Source organism: Paenibacillus sp. FSL R7-0313 (genome assembly GCF_037969885.1).
GTDB lineage: Bacteria > Bacillota > Bacilli > Paenibacillales > Paenibacillaceae > Paenibacillus.
Genome location: NZ_CP150219.1, coordinates 1,097,306 through 1,118,471, shown reverse-complemented (window position 1 = coordinate 1,118,471; position 21,166 = coordinate 1,097,306). Strand labels below are relative to the sequence as shown.

The following is a 21,166-nucleotide window of genomic DNA, read 5'->3' as shown; positions in this document are numbered from 1 at the left end:
CCAAACCGGGTCTTTGCCCATACGATGGGGTAGAGGTGATTACGTTGATGAATATCGGAGACTTGGTCGTTCGGAAGTCATACGGCGGCGATGTGACTTTTCGGGTGGAAGGCCTCCAGTTGGATGCTGCGGTCATTAAAGGGACTGAGTTCCGGCTGATTGCCGATTCCCCGGTGGACGATTTGATACAGGTTCCCTACGAACCACAAAGCGCCAAGACCAGACAGGCGCATATTAAAGCACATCAGACCCTGTCCCGTCTGCAGCAGAATCGTATGGAACAGGCTGAGCGGAATCGTGAAGGTCTGGTACAGGATTGGTCTGCTCAGCAGGAACCAGCTTATTTTGAAATGCCTGGAAAGGTGCTTCATCTGGATGGAGATCCGAACTATTTGAAAAAAAGTATGGATCTCTATGAGCAACTTCGTGTGCCCGCAGAGGGACAATATGTCCATGAATCGGCAATGGCAGATACCTTATACCGTTTATTACCCAAAGTACGTCCGGATATCGTAGTTATTACGGGTCATGATGGGGTGTTAAAGACACGTCAGCCCTATGACTTATATAGTCTTGGTAGCTACAAAAACTCGCAAAATTTTGTGTCGGCCATTCAGGTGGCCAGACAATATGAACGCCATCTGGACGCACTCACTATTGTGGCAGGGGCCTGTCAGTCCCATTTTGAGGCACTACTGCGCGCTGGAGCGAACTTTGCCAGTTCTCCAGGCAGAATTCTCATTCATGCACTTGATCCGGTCTATGTGGCAGCCAAGGCCTCCTTCACCTCTGTGCGGGATACGGTTAACATGAGTGATGTTCTGCACAATACCATCAGTGGTAGCCAGGGTGTGGGTGGTGTCGAGACACGGGGCAGTTACCGGGTAGGTCTGCCGGGGCTGAATGATTTATCCACGCTAAAAGTGAACCCGTCGGCAGTCTGATGTAGGCCATTTAAAGTCCCAATTTGGGGCTTTTTTTGTTTGCAAAAAAATTCATTGACAACAACTTTTTGATGCTGATATAATAATTAGTTTTGATTTGACAATGACTGTAAAATCCGGTATAATGGACAAGAAAAGAGGTGGTCGTCGACAATGGCTAAAAACACGCTGTTGGATATCAAACGCAATCTCGATGCACATATTGGTCAGAAAATTATGCTGCGGGCTAATGGTGGCCGCCGTAAGACCATTGAGCGTACGGGTGTATTGGAAGAAACGTACCCTTCTGTTTTTATTGTTAAGCTTGATGAGGAACAAGAAACCTTCAAGCGAGTATCTTATAGTTATGCGGATATACTTACGGAATCGGTGGAAGTCATGGTTTTTGACCCGGGCAGCCAGACGCATAGCTCCTATATGGAGACGTAAGTATCGATTTACAGGCGATTCGCCCCACAAGGCGGATCGCTTTTTTATATTTTCTTTTTCTATAAAATCACCCGTCCATCTTCTAAACTAACCCATACATACTCAGGAATGAGCGAGGAACGGTCGCGGCATACTATATGGACAGGTGAAGGGAAAGTTTCTTAAGCAATGCAGGAAACTGAATTTGGCCTGATGGCAAGATGTCCAAAACGTGAACGAACTCATCACATTATGAAGGATACATTGGAGGAGGATGGTTCATGAGTCGCAGAAGAAGAAGTGTCATGTCAGAGGATCTGAAGAATGAGCTTGCGAAAGACCTGGGCTTCTATGATACGGTCCAACAGGAAGGTTGGGGCGGAATCAAAGCCAAGGATGCAGGAAACATGGTGAAAAGAGCCATTCAACTTGCTGAGCAGGCTGCCCGCAAATCTTAATCCGGTTCAAGCAGACTGAAAAGCGGGGAAATCCGTCAGGAACAACCCCGCTTTTTCCCCTTAGATGCGGAATAGAAATGACTTGACAGCCCCATTTTGATATAATATGTTAAGTTGTCTTAGGGAAAAGGTGAGGACGGGTGAACGCCTTGAAAATTTACGAAAAAGCGCCTGCTAAAATTAATTTGATGCTGGACGTTTTACATAAAAGAAGCGATGGATTCCATGAAGTTGAAATGATCATGACCATGGTCGATCTGGCTGATCGACTGGAAATGTCGGAGCTGCCGCGAGATACTATTTTCATCTCCAGTCAGGCGGGTTATATTCCGCTGGACGAGAAGAATCTGGCTTTCCAGGCAGCCAGACTCATTAAGGAGCGCTATAACGTGCGTACGGGCGTCCATATTCATCTGGATAAAAAGATTCCAGTTGCAGCCGGACTTGCCGGGGGCAGCAGTGATGCAGCAGCAGCGCTGCGTGGATTGAACCGTCTGTGGCGGTTGAATATACCGGATCACGAACTGCAGGAGCTTGGAGCTGAACTCGGGTCGGATGTTCCATTCTGTATCACAGGAGGGACTGCACTCGCTACGGGCCGTGGTGAGAAGTTAACTCCCATTCCTAATCCGCCGCAATGCTGGGTGATTCTGGCCAAGCCTCCGATCAATGTGTCTACAGCCGATGTGTACGGACGTTTCCGCAGTGACAAGATTGTTCGTCATCCGAGTGCGGCTAAAATGGAGCAGGCTATTCGCAACCAATCATTTACGGAAGTCTGTAACCAGATGGGCAATGTGCTTGAAGATGTAACGTTGAAGCTGTATCCGGAAGTTCAGCATCTAAAGGATGCCATGATTCGATTGGGTGCAGACGGCGTGTTAATGTCCGGTAGTGGTCCAACGGTATTTGGGCTGGTTTCCAAAGAATCAAAGGTTGCCCGGATATACAATGGTCTGCGTGGTTTCTGTAAAGAAGTGTACGCTGTACGTATGTTGACGTAAAAGTTCGCTTTTATAATGTACAAACACGTATAAAGGTGGTATATTTTTAAATAATTATTCGGATTTGGATGTTTCCGTGATCGTGAGGATGGATCTCTGTGAAGAAGTTAAAACGAAGCGCAAGGCTGGTTGAAATGACGCAATACTTATTGTCCAGACCGCATACGGTTATTCCGTTGACCACATTTGCCGAACGTTATGGAGCCGCAAAGTCTTCAATTAGTGAAGATTTGGCGATTATCAAGGAAGTGTTCGAAGAAGGTGGGTCAGGAGAACTGCATACACTGGCTGGAGCAGCCGGGGGAGTAAGATGGATTCCGAAGGTATCCCGAGAACTGGCACTGGCATTTGCGGAGCGGCTCTCGACCCAGCTCGCGCAACCTGATCGGATCTTGCCTGGAGAATACCTGTACATGTCCGACTTGCTTGGTCAGCCCGCATTGATGAATGAAGCCGGCAAGATTTTTGCAACGGCCTTTGGCAATATGAATATTGATGTGGTAATGACGGTAGAAACCAAAGGAATTCCACTGGCTTATGCGACCGGAGCCCAGCTCAACCTGCCTGTCGTGCTCGTACGCAGGGACCATCAGGCTACAGAAGGATCGGCCGTAAGTATCAATTATGTATCCGGGTCCCATAAAAGTCTGCATACCATGTCCCTCTCTCGTAGGGCGATGCGTGAGCATTCCAGAGTACTTATTGTGGATGACTTCATGAAGGCCGGGGGTACGGTGCAAGGAATGATCGATCTTTTGGCCGAGTTTAATGCTACAGTTGCCGGGGTAGGGGTACTGGTGGAATCTGGTTCTGTAGATTCAGAAGAACGCCTGCTAACAGATTATGTATCTCTGGCGAAATTGACAGCGGTCGATGCCAAGAGCAGACAGATTTCCGTCAAGCCTGGCAACTATTTTGACCTGTAGAAAGATGACGAATGTTATGTCGTTAAAAGGTCTTTTCCATCGACCTGGCATGAACGTTGTCGAATTGTGTATTAAATAAAAAAATTCCTGAAATTAGGAAATTTTTGTGGTTATAAAAAGAAGGAGTTCGTATATGCTGTGTGGAATTATACACCAAGTTCTGATGGAAAAAGGTGGTGAACACACACATGCAAATTACGGATGTCAGACTCCGCCGTGTTAACTCGGAGGGGAGAATGAAGGCTATCGCATCCATTACCATCGATAACGAATTCGTCGTTCATGACATTCGTGTCATTGATGGTAACAACGGAATGTTTGTTGCTATGCCGAGCAAGCGTACTCCTGATGGAGAGTTCCGTGATATCGCCCACCCGATCTCTTCCGGTACGCGTGAGAAGATTCAGGCAGCAGTTTTGACTGAATACGATCGTGCGGCAACTGAGGAAGAAGTCATTGAAGAAGGTGCCTGAGAACATTATTGGGGTTCGAAGGAAAAGAGAGCCATGTCTTATGGCTCTCTTTTCTTTTTGACCGGAATAAGATATATTCAGTATTGAGTTTATTAGCAGAGAACAAAAAGCGCATCGTGCGCTTGGTGGCAGGGCGGCATCTTAGGAATCATTGGGATTCGGTTAAGCTCGCAGGTACACGGCGTATACATATAGGTCACGATTCGTAGGTGTCCGCGTTGTTACGTGTGATTACAGAGACAGCAGGCGATGAACAGGACCGGCTTGAAGCCGGCTGAACGATACTCATTGGATATAGATCAGCAGTGCATTTCAATGGGATTTTCAGAACAGGAGGTCGTTAATTTTGAAACGAATGGCAATCGTTCTTGCCGCAGGGCAAGGAAAACGAATGAAATCAAAATTGTACAAAGTACTGCATCCCGTATGTGGTAAACCTATGGTTGGACATGTGCTGGATGCAGCACTCAGCGCAGGCGTTGAACGCAGTGTGGTTGTAGTCGGTCATGGTGCCGAAGCGGTGCAGTCATTTTTGGGTTCCAGAGCGGAGTATGCACTTCAGGCGGAACAATTGGGTACAGGTCATGCAGTGAAGCAGGTTAAATCCTTGCTTGGCGGAGAGACAGGTTCTACAATTGTGGTCTGTGGAGATACACCGCTTGTGACCAGTGAGACGTTGGAAGGTCTGATGAAGCTCCATGAGAGTAGCGGAGCAGCAGCGACAGTTCTTACGGCTCAGTTGGACAATCCCAAAGGTTATGGCCGCGTTATTCGCGGAGAAGATGGATCTGTACAACGGATTGTGGAACAGAAGGATTGCACGGAGCAGGAAGATGCTGTGAATGAGATTAACACGGGCACATACTGTTTCGATAATGCAAAATTGTTCGCAGCCCTGGAAAAAGTGACGAACCAGAACGCTCAGGGAGAGTATTATCTCACAGACGTAGTTGGCATTTTCCGCAATGATGGAGAAGTGGTTGAAGCTTACATGTCGGATGACATCGCAGAATCCATCGGGGTTAACGACCGACTTGCACTTTCGCAAGCCGAAGCCTTCATGCGTGAACGTCTTGCCGTACGCCATATGTTGAACGGTGTGACAATCATTGATCCGTCATCGACATATATCGGAGCGGATGTTACGATTGGATCAGATACAGTTTTGTATCCGGGGACAATCCTCAAAGGCACAACTTCCATCGGTGAAGCGTGTCATATTGGTCCTCAGGCAGATGTGGAAGACAGCGTTATTCAGGACGGAGTTACAATTAAACATTCGGTAGTATCCAATGCCGAGGTTGGTTCTGATGCAACGGTTGGTCCATATGCTAATTTGCGTCCAGGCACTAAACTGGGCCGCAACGTAAAAATTGGTGACTTTGTTGAAGTGAAAAATGCTACAATTGATGAAGGTTCCAAAGTATCTCATCTCAGCTATATTGGAGATGCCAAAGTAGGGAAAAACGTAAATGTTGGATGCGGGGCAATAACTGTCAATTATGATGGTTATAATAAAGCTGTGACAACGATTGAAGATGATGCTTTTGTAGGCAGCAACGTCAATCTGATTGCACCGATTACTGTAGGAAAAGGCGCTTATGTGGTTGCTGGCTCTACCGTTACCCACTCCGTTCCCGAGAATGATCTGGCCATTGCTCGTCCACGTCAGGAGAATAAACCTGGTTATGCGGATAAGATTCGCGGACGTGCCAAAGCCAAGAAACAGAATGCCAAACCCCAATAAGGGGTTTTGATAACAAGATTGCCTCCCGAAGATCGGGGAGGTGCCGACATGTCGCAGACGCTTATTGATTCCAATGAACCAGCACGGAGGGTTTTTATTTTATGACTTATTTTGATTCGAAATTAAAAATATTTACTTGCAATTCTAACCCCAAGCTTGCCCATCAAATTGCTGATTATATCGGGATCCCTATGGGTGAATCTCATACAACCAGCTTTAGTGATGGCGAGATTCAAGTGAAACTCTCCGAGAGTGTTCGGGGTTGTCACGTTTACATCGTGCAGTCCACTTGCTTGCCGGTTAATGATAACCTGATGGAAATGCTCGTTATGATTGATGCACTCAAACGGGCATCTGCCAAGACGATTAACGTCGTTATTCCTTACTATGGCTATGCAAGACAGGATCGCAAGGCACGTTCGCGTGACCCGATTACAGCGAAACTGGTTGCTAACCTTATTGAAAAAGCGGGTGCAACCCGTGTCATCGCGATGGACTTGCATGCAATGCAGATCCAGGGATTCTTCGACATTCCGGTCGACCATTTGCTTGGCGTACCAATTCTGGCTCAATATTTCCGGTCGAAACAGATCGAAAATCCGGTTGTTGTGTCGCCTGACCACGGTGGCGTAGTGCGCGCACGTAAACTGGCTGATTTCCTGAATGCACCCCTGGCGATTATCGATAAACGTCGTCCTGAGCCAAATGTGAGCGAAGTGATGAACATTATCGGTAACATCGAGGGTAAAACAGCCATCCTGATCGATGACATTATTGACACGGCGGGAACGATTGTACTGGGAGCGAATGCTCTGATGGAAGGCGGCGTAAAAGAAGTATACGCGTGCTGTACTCACCCGGTATTGTCCGGACCTGCGATGGAACGTTTGGAGAATGCACCATTGAAGGAAGTCATCGTAACGGATACCATTCCAATTACGCATGCTAATCCGACAAGCAAACTCAAAGTGTTGTCTGTAGCGCCTTTGCTCGGAGAAGCGATTATCCGGGTTCATGAGGAATTGTCAATCAGCAAGCTGTTTGAAATTGAATAAGGATGTCTGCATAAAGTAGTAGAGGGGTTACGTTTTCCGGTTCAATGGAAAATGTAACCCCTGTCGGCGTGCCGTTTTTATTAATAGTGAAACAGACGCTGGTCAGTCCATATAAATTGAACTACTACTTTACACAATAACAGAGAGGGCAGAAAAGATCTGAAGAAGTGAAGCGTTCGCCTTTATCACCGGATTTTCCCTTTGAAAAGGGAATCAAAAAAATCTGGGGATAACAGCGATCGGAAGATGTTTCTGCACGCGCAGTGATCCAGTGTAAAATGGTTCGTTCATCTTATATGGTTAATACCCGGGGCGGGAGATAAATCGGAAACGACGCCGATGAAAAAGCGTGTCGGCAATTTCGACGAATTGATTATCGAAACGTGTGATTAGACCAATCTCAATATGGGTGTCGCGGTCGTATACCTGTACAGGTACGTGATATTCGAGATGATAGATAAAATCGCTATGTTGAGTCAGTTGTCCATTGTCTTCGCGCAAAACCCGCTCACCTTCCTGGGTCGATAAAATATGAACTGTAAATACTACAGTAAATCGATCTTTACTTTCCTGATATTATATGAAATATAACATTCGAAGTCTATGCCTCACCTCAGTCTAATCCGAAGGAGGGAACAAGATGAAGTGGATTGTCGGACTTGGAAATCCAGGCTCGAACTATGCCAAAACCCGTCATAATATCGGTTTTATGGCACTGGATCGGTTGGCTGATCGTCATAATATCTCCATTACACAGAATAAATGTAAAGCGCTGATTGGAGAAGGCAATATTGGCGGTGTGAAAACCGTACTGATCAAACCAATGACCTATATGAACTTGTCTGGTGAATCGGTTCGAGCATATATGGATTTTTATAAAGTTAGTCTTGAAGATCTGATTGTTGTGTACGACGACATGGATACAGAGATTGGCAAAGTCAGATTGCGTTACCAAGGTAGTGCAGGCGGACATAATGGAATCAAGTCCATTATTCAGCATACCGGTACACAGCAGTTTAACCGGGTGCGCATGGGAATATCCCGGCCTGAACCAGGACATGCCATTGTTGATTATGTACTGTCGACATTCATGAAGAAAGAAAAGGAAGCCCTTGATCAGACCATTGAGCAAACGTGTGATGCCCTGGAGCATAGCTTGACTCATACGTTTGAACAAACAATGGCGAAGTTTAACGGTTAATTTTGTAAAACATACTGGTAAAATGATCATACAAGACGGGTTCGATTCAGCCATACTGGACATACTGGATGTATAAACCATGTTCAGGAGGCATAAACATGTCAGTGAATTACGTATGTAGGCATTGCCGTACCTTTATTGGACGAATCGATTCTGCCCGGATAACGGAAGTAGAGCTTGGCTTTCATTTCTTGACCCCCGACGAGCGGAGGGATATAATAGCGTATAATTCCGGTGGTGACATTACCGTTCGGATTACATGTGATTACTGTAAGGAAGCCCTGGAGCACAATCCGGAGCTTAGCCTGCTCGCGAGTCCGCTTCAGTAGACATCGCCCGTACAGGATCGAATGACAGTTGAGGGCGGTTGCGTAATAACGCTCCACCTTTTATAGCCTTGGCAGCCTGCTGAGGCTTCTTTTCAGTTGGCATGAAAGCCATCGCTAGCTCGAAATTAGGCTCAGCCGCATCAACAGATGTGGCAATGTTGCGAGTAATCCGATATGATGAAACAGGACAAAAAGGAATTTGTATCCATTTTAATAGTGATGCTACGCGTATGCGTGAGATAATCAAGTAAGTTATAAGAGAGGTGCCCCTTTTGTTACAAGCACTTATACAGGCTTTTTCCAAAGATCCGGACTTCGGGTCCATTACAGCCGGAATCAAGTCCGGCATGAAGGAACAATTGGTTTCGGGTCTATCCGGCTCGGCGCGTCAGATTATGCTGGCTGCTCTGCATCAGGAAATGAACCGACCATTGCTCGTAGTAACGCACAATATGTTTTCAGCTCAAAAAATTGCAGAAGATTTACAGGAAGCGCTTTCACCTGATCAGGTGTTGATCTATCCTGCCAACGAACTTGTCGCTGCTGAAGCTGCTGTTTCCAGCCCGGAAACATTGGGTCAGCGTATTGATGTGTTGGTCCGCTGCGCCCAGGGATTCAGGGGCGTTGTTGTTATTCCATTTTCCGGGGTAAGACGTTATGTTCCACTTCCGGAAGTGATGGCCAATGCTCGAATTTTGATTAAACAGGGTAACACACTTCAACTGGACTCCTTCCTGCTGGAGATGGTAAAACTCGGATATGAGCGTGTGGAGCGCGTAGAATCTCGTGGTGAGATGAGTGTACGCGGAGGTATCATCGATTTCTATCCGGTTACTTCATCGATCGCATATCGGGTGGAGTTATTTGATGACGAAATCGATTCCATTCGGACATTTGACCCGGCCGATCAGCGTTCAATTGAACGGATTGAAGAGATTACGGTTTTGCCATGCAAGGAATTAATTGCAGATCGTGAACGTATGGAAAAGGCTGCCGATGCGGCTGCTATTTTGCTGGAGCAACAGCTGGAGAAAATGACGGATCGACAGGCGAAGCTGCGTCTTCGTGAAGAAATTCACCGGGAGATCGAGCTTTTGCGGGAGCATGTGTATTTCTCTGAAATGTATAAATATATCTCTCCGCTCTATCCGGAGAATAAAACGATTTACGACTATATGCCAGAAGATACCCTGCTGGTTCTTGATGAACCTGCGAGACTATCGGAGACATCCAAACAGCTGGACCGTGATGAATCGGAGTGGAATCTGCATCTGATGCAAAACGGAAAAACGCTTCCGGATCTTCCATTATCCGCAGACGGTGATGAACTGTTGTATGAGCGTCCATTCCAGACGCTGTTTATGTCGATCTTTTTGCGTCAGGTTCCACATACCCAACCACAGAACATTCTGAACTTTATCAGTCGTGGCATGCAGGATTTCCATGGACAGATGAACGTATTGAAGGCAGAGATGGAGCGCTGGCAGAAGGCTGGAGTTCAAGTGCTCATGCTGGCGAACGGTGAGGAGAGACTCGAGCGGATGCGCCGGGTACTGATGGACTATGATATTCCAGAGCCAGAGATGATGATTGGTAACTTGCAAACGGGATTTGAAATGCCGTCCATTCATTTGGCTGTCGTGACCGAGGGCGAGATGTTCTCGCAAAAACAGCGTAAAGTACGCAAACCAATTCGGAATGTAGACAATGCTGAACGGATCAAATCCTATAGTGAGCTAAAAGTGGGCGATTATGTCGTTCACCAGAACCACGGGATTGGTAAGTACCTTGGTATCGGCACCCTCGAGGTTGGCGGTATTCATAAGGACTACATGCATATTCTCTATGCGGGTGGAGACAAACTGTCTGTACCGATTGAGCAGATCGATCTGATTCAGAAATATGTTGGTTCCGAAGAGAAAGAACCGAAAATATACAAGCTGGGCGGCAATGAGTGGACACGGGTTAAAAATAAAGTCCGCACATCCGTACAGGATATTGCTGATGATCTGATCAAGCTGTATGCCGAGCGTCAGACCTCCAAAGGGTTTGGATTCGACAAGGATTCTGCGGAGCAGCAGGAGTTTGAGGACATGTTCCCTTACGATGAGACACGTGATCAGGTGCGTGCGATCGAAGAAATCAAAAAGGACATGGAACAAAACCGTCCAATGGACCGTTTATTGTGTGGGGATGTTGGTTACGGCAAAACCGAGGTGGCTATTCGGGCTGCATTTAAAGCAGCGATTGAAGGCAAACAGGTGGCGGTACTCGTGCCAACAACGATTTTGGCACAGCAGCATTTTGAGACGTTCCGTGAGCGCTTCTCCGGTTATCCGTTCAACATTCATGTGCTTAGCCGGTTCCGCTCCCGTAAAGAGCAGAATGAAACAGCCAAAGGCATCAAGGCAGGCACAGTGGATATTGTCATCGGGACGCATCGATTGCTGTCGCAGGATCTGGTGTTCAAGGACCTGGGACTGCTCATTGTCGACGAAGAACAGCGCTTCGGAGTAACCCATAAGGAGAAACTGAAAAAGCTGAAAACCAATGTGGATGTGCTGACGCTGACGGCAACGCCGATTCCGCGTACGCTTCATATGTCCATGCTGGGTGTGCGTGATCTGTCCGTTATCGAGACTCCACCAGAGAATCGTTTCCCGGTGCAGACCTATGTGGTTGAACACAGCCAGGCGCTTGTTCGTGAAGCCATTGAGCGTGAGCTTGCCCGTGGTGGGCAAGTGTATTACCTCTACAACCGTGTTCAGGGAATTCAGGAGATGGCTGCCGAAATTTCTGAACTTGTGCCTGAAGCCAAAGTTGGTGTGGGACATGGTCAGATGTCGGAAACAGAGTTGGAGAAAACGATTCTGGACTTCCTGGATGGTGAATATGACGTGCTTGTGAGCACAAGTATCATCGAGACCGGGGTAGATATTCCGAACGTAAATACACTGATCGTACATGATGCGGATAAAATGGGACTCTCCCAGCTGTATCAGCTGCGCGGACGTGTGGGTCGTTCCAACCGTATTGCGTATGCCTATTTTACGTACCAACGGGATAAAGTGCTTACTGAAGTTGCTGAGAAACGTCTGCAATCAATTAAAGAATTCACTGAACTGGGTTCAGGATTCAAAATTGCCATGCGTGACTTGTCGATTCGTGGTGCGGGAAACCTGCTAGGAGCGGAGCAACATGGTTTCATCGCTTCCGTTGGGTTTGATCTGTATTCCCAGATGCTCGCAGAGGAGATCAACAAACGCAAAGTTACGATGCTTGGCGAAGAGCCGGTACCTTCAGACCAGTGGAACACAACCCTGGATCTCAGTATCGATGCCTACTTGCCGTCCGATTATATCTATGACAGTATTCAGAAGATTGAGATCTACAAAAAAGTGGCGGTTATTGCATCCTTCGACGATGCGATGGAGTTGGAAGACGAATTGGTTGACCGATTCGGTGATCTTCCGGAAGCCGTCATCAACCTGCTGGCTGTTGCGCGGATGAAAGTATACGGCAAAATCTACGGTATTGAGTCCATTTCCCAACGTGGTGAGGACATTACCGTGAAGTTTTATGAAGGGCGTGAACATGCCTTTGAACTCTCGAAAATCGCGCACATTGGAAATCAGTTCGAAAGACGTGTACAATTTGAACAAGGACCCCATATGCTGATTCACGCTAAAGGCAAGGGGCTTGGGGATAAGCAACTGATGGAGCTGGTAGAGAAAATTCTGGAGTCCATGAAAACTGCTTTTAAATCAAAGGGGGAACTAAAGGATGTTACCAAAGTATAAAAAAGTAGGAAAAGTACTGTCTGTGAGCATGGTCGCAGTACTATCCTTATCACTGCTTGCTGCATGTGGCAAGAAGGAAGAAGCAAAAACACCGGAATCGACGGATACAAGTGCTGTAGTCGCTACGTATGATGGTGGTACCATTACAGCCAATGAATTCGACATGGAGCAACGTGTTATGAAATTCCTCTATCCGGAGTATGCACAAATGATGGATATGGATGATTTCAAAGAGTATCTGGTAAAACAGGAAGTTGCTTATGAGTATCTGAGTGGCAAAGCAACCGAAGAAGCTAAAACAGCAGGTGCCAAAGCGGCAACTGAGCAATTCGATAAAATGAAAGCTTCTGTTCAGGCAGATCAATGGACAGAAATGCTCAAAGCTCAAAACCTGACAGACGATAACATCAAAGACTACATGACTCGGATCATGACAGTTATCAAAGACAAAGAAACAGGCGTTACGGACGATGCCATCAAGGCTGAGTTTGAGAAAAACAAAGATCAGTTCACAACAGCATCCGTTCGCCACGTGCTGATTAACTTCACAGATCCAAAAACGCAAAAAGAGCGTAAAAAAGAAGATGCACTTAAAATTGCAAAAGAAGTAAAAACCAAGTTGGACGGCGGAGCTGATTTTGCTGAAATTGCAAAAAAATATTCAGAAGATCCAGGTTCTGCTGAAAAGGGTGGACTGTATGAAAATACACCGGTATCCACTTGGGTAGATGCATTTAAGGAAGCTGCAAAAACATTGCCACTGAACAAAATCAGTGATCCGGTTGAGACGGAGTACGGTTACCACATCATGAAAGTGGAAGCTCGTACTGAAGCGGACTTCACCAAATTGACGGCTGAGCAAAAAGAAAGCCTGAAGAGTCAATTGGCAGCTGCTGAGATCGATACGTTCATGCAAAATGAGTTGGACAAAATCGTAAAAGAAGTGAAGTTGCCAAAAACAGAAAAAGCTGAAGAAGGCACAACTGAAGGTACGACTGAAGGAACAACGGGTACAGGAACTGAAGGAGAGAAAACAACCGAACCAAAAACGGATGACTCCACAGGTACGGATACCAAGACTGACCAAGGTACGACTGGAACAGACAAAGATGCAACTACAGATGAAGGTACAAGCAGCAAGTAAGCTGGTAAAATTGCTGTGTTAGCATACGTTAGGGTTAAATTCGCCCGAATGAATGCCTTGTACTACGGTAAATATGGACAACCATACAGAGAAGCAAGGGGAGGACTTAGGACCTCCTTCTTGCTTCTTCTTGTATATATTCAAGCCGTATGGGTACATGGTCGCCTTCTTCGAAAGTTACACAACTATATTCTCCGAAGCATGTATAAGGAAATGGGAACAGATGAATACTATGGTCAAGATATCACACTAAACGTTCTGGGACTTTCCTCTACCCATTAAGGAACAGTAGTTGAAAAATCTTCTCGAGAAAGTGGGGCAACATGTGAAATGAAAGCTACTGGTATTGTCCGCCGTATAGATGACCTTGGTCGTGTGGTCATTCCAAAAGAAATCCGTCGTACGTTACGTATTCGTGAAGGTGATCCACTGGAAATTTTCGTGGATCGTGATGGAGAAGTTATCCTTAAAAAATATTCGCCAATTGGCGAACTTGGTGATTTTGCCAAAGAATATGCAGAATCCCTGTATGAGAGTACAGGACATGTAACGATGATTTCTGACCGGGATACCATTATCACGGTGGCAGGTGGTTCGAAAAAAGAGTATTTGGACAAGCAGGTAGGTCAACTGTTAGAGGGATGTATGGAAAACAGGAAGACCATTCTGGAAACAAACAACGGTTCTTATGAACTTAGCAAAGATCATGACGAGACGTTATCCTCTTTTGTTATTGCGCCGATTATTTCAGGTGGTGACCCCATCGGAACGGTTATCCTGTTCAATAAGGATGAATCGGTGAAGATGTCTCAGATGGAAGTGAAGATGTCCGAGACAGCTGCTGGTTTCCTTGGCAAGCAAATGGAACAATAGACCGCAGATCAACTCCTGGTGCCCTGTCTTGGGCATACGGGAGTTTTTGCATTTTAAGGGACAACCGAAGTTAATCCGGATGATTGTGATGGGGGAGGGTTAGTCTGTGTGCCTTCAGGCAGTTATAATAACAAGGTATGCTTAAAAGGATTACGCGGGAGGGACTTATGAAACAGCCGTCTACAGGCTCAAGGCTGCTACAGGGTGCATTTATACTTGGGCTTGCTGCCATTATCTCTAAAATTATTGGTGCTTTTCAGAAGATTCCGCTGCAGAATCTGGGGGGAGACGGTGTATTTGGCATCTACAATACGGTATATCCGTTATATATGCTCATTATTACACTTGCTGCTGCAGGACTGCCTCTGGCCGTATCCAAATTCGTAGCAGAGCAGAATGCACTTGGAAGACCAGACGAGAGCAGAAGAATTATTCGACTATCTTCCTTACTGCTCGGGGGAATTGGAATTATAATGGCGCTCTTGATGTATGCAGGTGCGCCACTGATCGCTGACATGATTGGCAACCGCCATGTGGTTCCATCGATTCGTGCAGCTTCATGGGCGTTATTGTTCGTCCCGGTGATGACAGGGCTGCGTGGATATTTTCAGGGATTACAGCAGATGGTCCCAACAGCGGTATCACAAGTGGTGGAGCAGACGATACGTGTCACCGTCATGATTATTCTGCTTCTGTGGTTGATGAGACGGGACGCTTCGCTTGAGACTATTGCCGCTGGTGCCATGATGGGCTCCGTTGCCGGCGGAATGGTTGGGCTGCTTACCATGTTAGGGTATATGGCCCGTCATCGGCGGAAAGGCAAGGAAGTGCGAACCGGGCAACTGGTTTCGGAATGGAGCAGTAACGGCGGAGAGGTTAGAGCGGACAGGCATGAGTGTCAGGAGCATAGGCTGGTTACGCTGCAAAAGAAAACGGTGAGTGCTATTAATCCCGCTCTGGGAGAACGGCCACGATCCAACGGGGAATGGATCAGGACGCTGCTCATGTATGCTATTCCTGTCTGCCTGGGGTCGCTCGCCGTGCCGTTGATGAATCTGGTGGATACCTTCACCGTACCACGGCTTCTAAGGGGAGAAGGACTGGATGAGCTCCAGTCGATGGTTTCCTTCGGCATCTACAACCGTGGATTGCCGCTGGTTCAACTGGTGACGATGCTTGCCACGTCACTATCTGTGTTGTTTATTCCGGCGATGGCGGAAGCCCGGTTAAAGGGCGGGCCAGAAGCCGTCCGGCAGCAAGCAGGCCTCGCGCTGCGCTGGTTCTGGTTAATCGGCCTGGCGGCATCCGCGGGTCTCGCGGTGCTGGCGGAGCCGATTAACCGCATGCTGTACGGAGATGCCGCAGGCACCGAAGCACTGCGGTACATGGCGCTGACGGCTGCGGGCAGCACCGTCAGCATTATTGCGGCGGCGCTGCTGCAAGGCCTCGGCGCCGTGCGCGCACCCGCGTTCAGCATGCTGGCCGCCGCAGGCGTCAAGGCGCTGCTGAACGTCATGCTTGTGCCGGCGCTGGGCATCAGCGGCGCGGCCCTGGCAGGCGCAGTCGCCTACATGCTGGCGGCTGGCCTGAATGTGGCGCTGCTGGCGCGACTTGTCGCCCTGCGCCCTGCCCCTGGCGCCGTCCTGGCGAAGCCGGCGCTGGTGATCGCCGCCATGAGTCTGGCGGCGGTAGGCACGGCCTGGGCCGCCGAAGCGGTACTCGGCGGCATGGGTATCGCGGCCGACCGCCGGCTGGCCGCGATGGGCGTGAGCCTGCTGGGCATTGCCGCAGGCTCGGCCGTGTTCTTGCTGGCTGCGGCCCGGACAGGGCTACTGACCGCCGCGGAGCTGGCGGCTGTGCCCAAGTTGGGGCTTCGCCTGGCCAAGCTGCTGCGCAGACTGCGTGTGCTGCGCTAGCTCCATGCTCACGGTGCTTCTACACCCAGCACAGCGAATATGCAATTATAGGATATCGAATGATTCTGGTATAATACGTGTAATTAGTCCTGTTCAGGCATGATGAATCAGTGAGCCTGAACAGGATAGTCCGGATGGAGGTTTACGTAATGAGTGCAGCTTTAACCGTAGTGGGTCTTGGATCTGGAGATGCAGACCAACTGACCGTAGGTATTATCAAAAAAATGAAACATGCAGCTACGCTGTATGTACGTACCCTGGATCATCCCGTATTGAATGATCTGAAGCAAGAGGGACTGGAGATGACATCATTTGATGCTATCTATGAGGCGAAGTCCTCCTTCCCCGAAGTATATGATGAGATCGCGAACCAACTGATAGAGGCTGCTCGCAAGGGTGAGGCCGGAACCGAGATTGTGTATGCCGTACCCGGTCATCCGATGGTGGCAGAAGCAAGTGTGCGCCTACTCAAAGAGCGTTGTCCGCAGATGGGTATTTCACTGCGTGTCATGGGCGGAGAGAGCTTCCTGGACGAGGCTTTTATACGACTTGGATTCGACCCAATTGAAGGGTTTCAACTTCTGGATGCCAGCAGCCTGAACACGGAACTGGTACAACCTCAGCTACATACGTTGATTGGACAAGTCTACGATGTCTTCACTGCTTCGGATGTGAAGCTATGCTTGATGGAGGTTTACCCGGATGATTATCCAGTATTTGTGGGTCACGCGTTGGGTGTACAGGGCCAGGAGGTCATTCACAAGATTCCATTGCACGAACTGGACCGGATCGAAGGGTACGGCAATCTGTCACTGATCTATGTACCGAAGAACACTGATGATGCCTTGCGTCGCCGTTCCTTTGCGCGTTTGCATGAGATCGTCAATATTCTTCGCAGTCCGGGTGGCTGTCCGTGGGATCAGGAGCAGACGCATCAATCCATTCGCAAAAACCTGATTGAAGAGACCTATGAGGTCATTGAGACGATCGATGAGGATGACCCCGACCATATGAAAGAAGAGCTGGGTGATCTGCTGCTGCAGATTTTATTGCACTCCCAGATGGAAGAAGAAGTGGGCACATTTAATGTGTATGATGTCATCGAAGGTTTGAATGATAAGCTGATCTTCCGCCATCCACATGTGTTTGGCGATAATCAAGCAGAAGATGCGAATGAAGCTCTTCAGAACTGGGAACAGATGAAAGCAGAGGAGAAGAAGCGCAAAGGCCAGGATCAGCAGAAAGTTTCCGTGCTGGATGGTATACCGCGTGACTTGCCTGCATTGATGAAGGGATACAAGCTACAGAAGAAAGCAGCCAAAGTTGGCTTTGACTGGGATGATGTTGAAGGTGTGTTTGCCAAGATCGAGGAAGAACTGGCGGAGTTGAAAGAAGCGGTGCAACAAGGCCAGTCTGCGGAAGAACGGAAGCTTGAACTGGGGGATTTATTATTCGCAGCCGCGAACGTTGCAAGATTTATCGATACGGACCCGGAAGAGGCACTTGCTGCGACCAACCGCAAGTTCGTTGGGCGGTTCCAGTATATCGAGGAGCGTTTGCGTGAACAGGGAAGAACACCAGCAGATAGCAATGTAGAAGAGATGGAGCAATTCTGGCAGGATGCGAAGAAGGCAGGATTATAACGGGTTCAATTTTCTGGAAAATACCGATAAACCTTATTCCATCATGTTATGCAGTGTGTTATGATATACGAACATGTGTTCATCTGTGTAAACTGGAGTTGGTGTTTAGCGCCGGATAGTTTCGGGTACTGGTCTTAGACTGTTCCCTGCGGACCATCGACAAAAAGCTAAAAAAAGTCGCGGACCAAGGCAGGATTTCAGATGCCAAGCCAGAATACATGTGTAGTGACCTAACGCGAATCAGCGGCAATCCATGTATTGTCAGGAATCGCAGATACTTTTTTTTCAATTTGGGAGGCTTTTAAAAATGAACAAAACAGATCTGATTAACAACATTTCAACCAAAAGTGGTTTGACTAAAAAAGACGTTGAGTCCGTATTGAACGGCTTTTTGGGAGAAATTACAGATGCACTTGCCAGCGGAGACAAAGTACAATTGATCGGCTTTGGCACTTTTGAGACCCGCAAACGTTCCGGTCGTACCGGACGTAACCCACAAACAGGGAATGAAATCGTGATTCCTGAGTCTACTGTTCCTGCATTCAAAGCAGGCAACAAACTTAAAGAAGCCGTAAAATAATGCGTCTTGATAAATTCCTGAAGGTCTCCCGGCTAATCAAACGCCGCACTGTGGCCAAGGACGTCTCTGAACAGGGACGTGTTCTGGTGAACGGACGTGAAGCAAAGCCTAGCGCCGCTGTCAAAGTGGGCGATGAGCTGACGGTTCAGTTCGGTCAGAAACTGGTCACCGTGAGGGTGGAACGAATTGCCGAGAGTACTAAGAAGGATGAGGCGAGCAGCCTCTACACCTTGGTGAAGGAAGAGCCGATCGCCAAGGATAACGGAATGAACTGGTAACAGTACATCTGGTATTAAATATTCATTCAATGCAAGTTGAATCGAAACGTCCTCCTGTAAAAGGGAAGGGCGTTTTTGTTTTTACTGGATGCCCAGTTATTTGTTCAACAACGCTGGTTCTATTCGAACCTCCACACCCATAAGCTAGGTGTAAGAAGGAGGGGTACATGCCATGGTTGAGCACGGTAAGGCCAAACAGCATCATCTGAGCATGCAGAATCGGAAACTGCTGGATCTGACGGGTGTCTCCAACGTGGAGAGCTTCGACAGTGAGGAATTTTTGCTGCAGACTGAACTTGGGCATCTGACCATCCGGGGGCACAATTTACATATCAAAAACCTGAGCCTGGAGGAAGGTCTGTTATCCATTGAAGGCACAGTCAGTTCGCTCCAATATCTGGACCCCGGTTCCCAGTCCAAAAATGGTAAAGGCCTGTTTGGCAAGATGTTCCGATGAGTCCGGACACTCAATGGATCACATTGATGTGGATGCTTACTTCGGGGGTCGTGATGGGAATGGCCTACGACAGTTACCGGGTACTGTCCGGACAGCTGCGGTTTCCGAGATGGAGTATTCACACGCTCGATCTGTTGTACTGGGTTGCTTCCGCGCTGTTCGTTTTTCGGATGCTATACGCCGGAAACCACGGACAGTTGCGGTTTTATGTCTTTTTGGGGCTGATTATAGGGGTTTGCTTCTATTTTTGGCTTTTAAGTGTTACAACCCAGCGTTTTGTGGTAATGTTAATTAAACTCGCAAGAACGCTGATTCATTGGTGTGGACATATCCTTAACATCCTGATCGTTATGCCGGTTAAAGGAATTTATAAGTTAGTTCGCGTATTATTCGGTTTTGTAATTGCGATACTATTATTCCTGGGCAGGCTGGTGCTGCAGTGTTTGGTACCTTTCGGCAAGTTGTTCCGCTGGATGTTTAGGCCGCTCCTGAAACATTGGGTAACGCCACGCTTCATGATCCGTGTGGGTACAAGAATTGCAGCGATGTGGAAACGCTGGTTTTAAGGAGGTCCGTAATGGGTAAAACACCTGTGGGCAGAGCAAAGGCTCCAACTAACCAAGGAAAATCTGCCGGTGCAAAAAGGCGCCTCATGCTTTGGATGACGTTTATGATTGTATTTGTAATATGGGCAGGATATACATTCCTTGTGCAGACTGCACAAATTTCGGACAAGAGTTCTCATCTGGCCACTCAGCAAGCTTCAAAGGAAGATACGTTGAAGAAGCTGGAACAGTTGAAGTACGAAGTCAGCCGGTTGAATGACCCTGAATACATAGGACAGCTGGCACGGAAAAAAGGATATTATCTTCCTGAGGAAACGCCGATCCAGGTTGAAGAGTCAGGGAACTGATGGAATTCGGTCTATTACCGAGCTAGGTTTGTTATCCGTGTGTCTGAAGCCGTTAAACCGGAAAAAATAGGCTCTCTGATGGGGTAGTGTTCAGTTGACCTTGGTTTACGGCATAAGGTATAATTACATTAGCGCAGCATTGATTTTGGCATTCAAAAAATCGGGTTGTATATTTTTAAGGGAGGATCATTTTATTCTATGGCAATTGAAGTGGGCACCAAGTTAGAGGGCAAGGTGACAGGAATCACGCATTTTGGAGCATTTGTGGATCTGTCAGGAGGTGTCACGGGTCTCGTTCACATCTCGGAAATCGCCGACAATTACGTCAAAGATGTCAACGACCACCTGAAGCTGAATGACCTCGTTACAGTGAAGGTTATCAACGTTGACAAGGATGGCAAGATCGGACTTTCCATTAAGCAAGCTGTTGACAAACCGGTTGAGCAACAAACCCAATCTAGACCCCCGAGAGCTCCTAGACCGGAACGCAGTGGAGGAGATCGCGAACGATTCAGCGGCGGAGGCCCAAGTGGTGGCCAAGGTCGTGGTGGTGGCGGCGGTGGATTTAACCGTGGTGACCGCGGAGGCCGTTCTTTCAAGCCCGCAGCAGGCAAACCTTCATTTGAGGATAAAATGTCACGCTTCCTGAAAGATAGTGAAGAGCGGATCTCTTCGCTTAAGAAGAACACAGAAGGCAAACGCGGAGGCCGTGGAGCCAAGCGTGTGTAATCTGTCACAACCTGATCTAAACATATAAGTAAAACCGTTAGCCCATGGGCTAACGGTTTTTTTGCGTTTCTTTCACAGATAAGTAGTTGAATAGCTTTTTTTGTAAGGTGAAGCTCCATATCCCCAGTTTTTCTGCACGGCAAAATGGAACCATAAGAACATTTGTCGTCTACCATTTTTTACCGACAGGTTTCCGTGGCATTCCACAGTTATCCTGCTCAAATGATGGCGAGACCCAATCATCGCCGGTTCAAAATCAGACATTCCGATTGTCGGAATCAAGTAGGA

General features: G+C 47.7%; 22 protein-coding genes. 21 read left to right on the top strand and 1 reads right to left on the bottom strand.

Translation table 11 applies throughout. The features are described 5' to 3' along the window. The first annotated feature begins 47 nt into the window (after positions 1-47). From yabG to NSQ38_RS04950, 8 genes are all read left to right on the top strand, one after another. Positions 48-944 (top strand): sporulation peptidase YabG, encoded by an 897-nt coding sequence (yabG, locus tag NSQ38_RS04985; protein WP_017691377.1) that lies wholly within the window; start codon positions 48-50, stop codon positions 942-944. Between the two features lie 153 nt (positions 945-1,097). Further along, a complete protein-coding gene (locus NSQ38_RS04980) occupies positions 1,098-1,373 on the top strand; it encodes a Veg family protein (protein ID WP_053778931.1) in 276 nt (91 codons plus the stop codon). Between the two features lie 260 nt (positions 1,374-1,633). Next, positions 1,634-1,810: a small, acid-soluble spore protein, alpha/beta type gene (locus NSQ38_RS04975; RefSeq protein WP_017691375.1), complete on the top strand. Its 177-nt coding sequence runs from the start codon at positions 1,634-1,636 to the stop codon at positions 1,808-1,810. Between the two features lie 149 nt (positions 1,811-1,959). Then, entirely contained in the window at positions 1,960-2,814 is an 855-nt protein-coding gene (gene ispE, locus NSQ38_RS04970) for a 4-(cytidine 5'-diphospho)-2-C-methyl-D-erythritol kinase (RefSeq protein WP_036606140.1), read from the top strand. Between the two features lie 98 nt (positions 2,815-2,912). Beyond that, the gene (gene purR / locus NSQ38_RS04965) at positions 2,913-3,740 is read left to right on the top strand and encodes a pur operon repressor (RefSeq protein WP_017691373.1); all 828 of its coding nucleotides are present in this window, start codon (positions 2,913-2,915) and stop codon (positions 3,738-3,740) included. A 188-nt stretch (positions 3,741-3,928) separates the two neighbouring features. Then, the gene (gene spoVG, locus NSQ38_RS04960) at positions 3,929-4,213 is read left to right on the top strand and encodes a septation regulator SpoVG (RefSeq protein WP_017691372.1); all 285 of its coding nucleotides are present in this window, start codon (positions 3,929-3,931) and stop codon (positions 4,211-4,213) included. 346 nt (positions 4,214-4,559) lie between these two features. Beyond that, positions 4,560-5,960, top strand: coding sequence for a bifunctional UDP-N-acetylglucosamine diphosphorylase/glucosamine-1-phosphate N-acetyltransferase GlmU (gene glmU / locus NSQ38_RS04955; protein WP_339787465.1), 1,401 nt, complete (start codon positions 4,560-4,562; stop codon positions 5,958-5,960). A 101-nt stretch (positions 5,961-6,061) separates the two neighbouring features. After that, positions 6,062-7,015: a ribose-phosphate diphosphokinase gene (locus tag NSQ38_RS04950; RefSeq protein WP_017691370.1), complete on the top strand. Its 954-nt coding sequence runs from the start codon at positions 6,062-6,064 to the stop codon at positions 7,013-7,015. Positions 7,016-7,315: 300 nt separating this feature from the next. Here the strand turns inward: NSQ38_RS04950 and NSQ38_RS04945 are convergent, their stop codons facing one another. Further along, complete coding sequence (locus NSQ38_RS04945) at positions 7,316-7,516, bottom strand: hypothetical protein (RefSeq protein WP_024633712.1); 201 nt, start codon at positions 7,514-7,516, stop codon at positions 7,316-7,318. Positions 7,517-7,655: 139 nt separating this feature from the next. On the opposite strand from NSQ38_RS04945, the gene pth reads away from it, so the two are divergent. The 13 genes from pth (at position 7,656) to NSQ38_RS04880 (ending at position 20,878) form a co-directional block, all read left to right on the top strand. Beyond that, positions 7,656-8,216 carry an aminoacyl-tRNA hydrolase gene (gene pth, locus NSQ38_RS04940; RefSeq protein WP_036606126.1) on the top strand — a complete coding sequence of 187 codons (561 nt, stop codon included), beginning with the start codon at positions 7,656-7,658 and terminating at the stop codon, positions 8,214-8,216. A 98-nt stretch (positions 8,217-8,314) separates the two neighbouring features. After that, entirely contained in the window at positions 8,315-8,545 is a 231-nt protein-coding gene (locus NSQ38_RS04935) for an anti-sigma-F factor Fin family protein (protein ID WP_017691368.1), read from the top strand. Between the two features lie 272 nt (positions 8,546-8,817). Next, entirely contained in the window at positions 8,818-12,345 is a 3,528-nt protein-coding gene (gene mfd / locus NSQ38_RS04930) for a transcription-repair coupling factor (protein ID WP_338589727.1), read from the top strand. Next, positions 12,329-13,489, top strand: coding sequence for a peptidylprolyl isomerase (locus tag NSQ38_RS04925; RefSeq protein ID WP_339787462.1), 1,161 nt, complete (start codon positions 12,329-12,331; stop codon positions 13,487-13,489). The genes mfd and NSQ38_RS04925 overlap by 17 nt, the downstream gene beginning before the upstream one ends. Positions 13,490-13,819: 330 nt before the next feature. Beyond that, positions 13,820-14,362: a stage V sporulation protein T gene (gene spoVT, locus NSQ38_RS04920; protein ID WP_036606123.1), complete on the top strand. Its 543-nt coding sequence runs from the start codon at positions 13,820-13,822 to the stop codon at positions 14,360-14,362. Between the two features lie 167 nt (positions 14,363-14,529). Beyond that, positions 14,530-16,278 (top strand): polysaccharide biosynthesis protein, encoded by a 1,749-nt coding sequence (locus NSQ38_RS04915; protein WP_339787460.1) that lies wholly within the window; start codon positions 14,530-14,532, stop codon positions 16,276-16,278. 149 nt (positions 16,279-16,427) lie between these two features. Next, the gene (gene mazG / locus NSQ38_RS04910) at positions 16,428-17,921 is read left to right on the top strand and encodes a nucleoside triphosphate pyrophosphohydrolase (RefSeq protein ID WP_339787457.1); all 1,494 of its coding nucleotides are present in this window, start codon (positions 16,428-16,430) and stop codon (positions 17,919-17,921) included. Positions 17,922-18,228: 307 nt separating this feature from the next. Next, entirely contained in the window at positions 18,229-18,501 is a 273-nt protein-coding gene (locus NSQ38_RS04905) for an HU family DNA-binding protein (protein ID WP_017691362.1), read from the top strand. Then, on the top strand, positions 18,501-18,779 hold the full coding sequence (locus NSQ38_RS04900; protein ID WP_017691361.1) for an RNA-binding S4 domain-containing protein: 279 nt from the start codon (positions 18,501-18,503) through the stop codon (positions 18,777-18,779). The genes NSQ38_RS04905 and NSQ38_RS04900 overlap by 1 nt, the downstream gene beginning before the upstream one ends. Positions 18,780-18,951: 172 nt before the next feature. Further along, positions 18,952-19,236 (top strand): sporulation protein YabP, encoded by a 285-nt coding sequence (gene yabP, locus NSQ38_RS04895; RefSeq protein WP_036606119.1) that lies wholly within the window; start codon positions 18,952-18,954, stop codon positions 19,234-19,236. Then, entirely contained in the window at positions 19,233-19,802 is a 570-nt protein-coding gene (yabQ, locus tag NSQ38_RS04890; RefSeq protein WP_339787455.1) for a spore cortex biosynthesis protein YabQ, read from the top strand. The genes yabP and yabQ overlap by 4 nt, the downstream gene beginning before the upstream one ends. Before the next feature lie 11 nt (positions 19,803-19,813). Next, entirely contained in the window at positions 19,814-20,149 is a 336-nt protein-coding gene (locus NSQ38_RS04885) for a septum formation initiator family protein (protein WP_278297461.1), read from the top strand. A 198-nt stretch (positions 20,150-20,347) separates the two neighbouring features. Then, positions 20,348-20,878 carry a S1 domain-containing RNA-binding protein gene (locus NSQ38_RS04880; RefSeq protein WP_017691357.1) on the top strand — a complete coding sequence of 177 codons (531 nt, stop codon included), beginning with the start codon at positions 20,348-20,350 and terminating at the stop codon, positions 20,876-20,878. The last annotated feature ends 288 nt before the right edge of the window (positions 20,879-21,166 follow it).

Excerpts from the sequence above, each read along its gene's own strand:
- yabG (WP_017691377.1), top strand. The coding sequence starts at position 48 with ATGAATATCGGAGACTTGGTCGTTCGGAAGTCATACGGCGGCGATGTG.
- NSQ38_RS04980 (WP_053778931.1), top strand. The coding sequence starts at position 1,098 with ATGGCTAAAAACACGCTGTTGGATATCAAACGCAATCTCGATGCACAT.
- NSQ38_RS04975 (WP_017691375.1), top strand. The coding sequence starts at position 1,634 with ATGAGTCGCAGAAGAAGAAGTGTCATGTCAGAGGATCTGAAGAATGAG.
- spoVG (WP_017691372.1), top strand. The coding sequence starts at position 3,929 with ATGCAAATTACGGATGTCAGACTCCGCCGTGTTAACTCGGAGGGGAGA.
- NSQ38_RS04950 (WP_017691370.1), top strand. The coding sequence starts at position 6,062 with ATGACTTATTTTGATTCGAAATTAAAAATATTTACTTGCAATTCTAAC.
- pth (WP_036606126.1), top strand. The coding sequence starts at position 7,656 with ATGAAGTGGATTGTCGGACTTGGAAATCCAGGCTCGAACTATGCCAAA.
- NSQ38_RS04935 (WP_017691368.1), top strand. The coding sequence starts at position 8,315 with ATGTCAGTGAATTACGTATGTAGGCATTGCCGTACCTTTATTGGACGA.
- NSQ38_RS04925 (WP_339787462.1), top strand. The coding sequence starts at position 12,329 with ATGTTACCAAAGTATAAAAAAGTAGGAAAAGTACTGTCTGTGAGCATG.
- spoVT (WP_036606123.1), top strand. The coding sequence starts at position 13,820 with ATGAAAGCTACTGGTATTGTCCGCCGTATAGATGACCTTGGTCGTGTG.
- NSQ38_RS04915 (WP_339787460.1), top strand. The coding sequence starts at position 14,530 with ATGAAACAGCCGTCTACAGGCTCAAGGCTGCTACAGGGTGCATTTATA.
- mazG (WP_339787457.1), top strand. The coding sequence starts at position 16,428 with ATGAGTGCAGCTTTAACCGTAGTGGGTCTTGGATCTGGAGATGCAGAC.
- NSQ38_RS04905 (WP_017691362.1), top strand. The coding sequence starts at position 18,229 with ATGAACAAAACAGATCTGATTAACAACATTTCAACCAAAAGTGGTTTG.
- NSQ38_RS04900 (WP_017691361.1), top strand. The coding sequence starts at position 18,501 with ATGCGTCTTGATAAATTCCTGAAGGTCTCCCGGCTAATCAAACGCCGC.
- yabP (WP_036606119.1), top strand. The coding sequence starts at position 18,952 with ATGGTTGAGCACGGTAAGGCCAAACAGCATCATCTGAGCATGCAGAAT.
- yabQ (WP_339787455.1), top strand. The coding sequence starts at position 19,233 with ATGAGTCCGGACACTCAATGGATCACATTGATGTGGATGCTTACTTCG.
- NSQ38_RS04885 (WP_278297461.1), top strand. The coding sequence starts at position 19,814 with ATGGGTAAAACACCTGTGGGCAGAGCAAAGGCTCCAACTAACCAAGGA.
- NSQ38_RS04880 (WP_017691357.1), top strand. The coding sequence starts at position 20,348 with ATGGCAATTGAAGTGGGCACCAAGTTAGAGGGCAAGGTGACAGGAATC.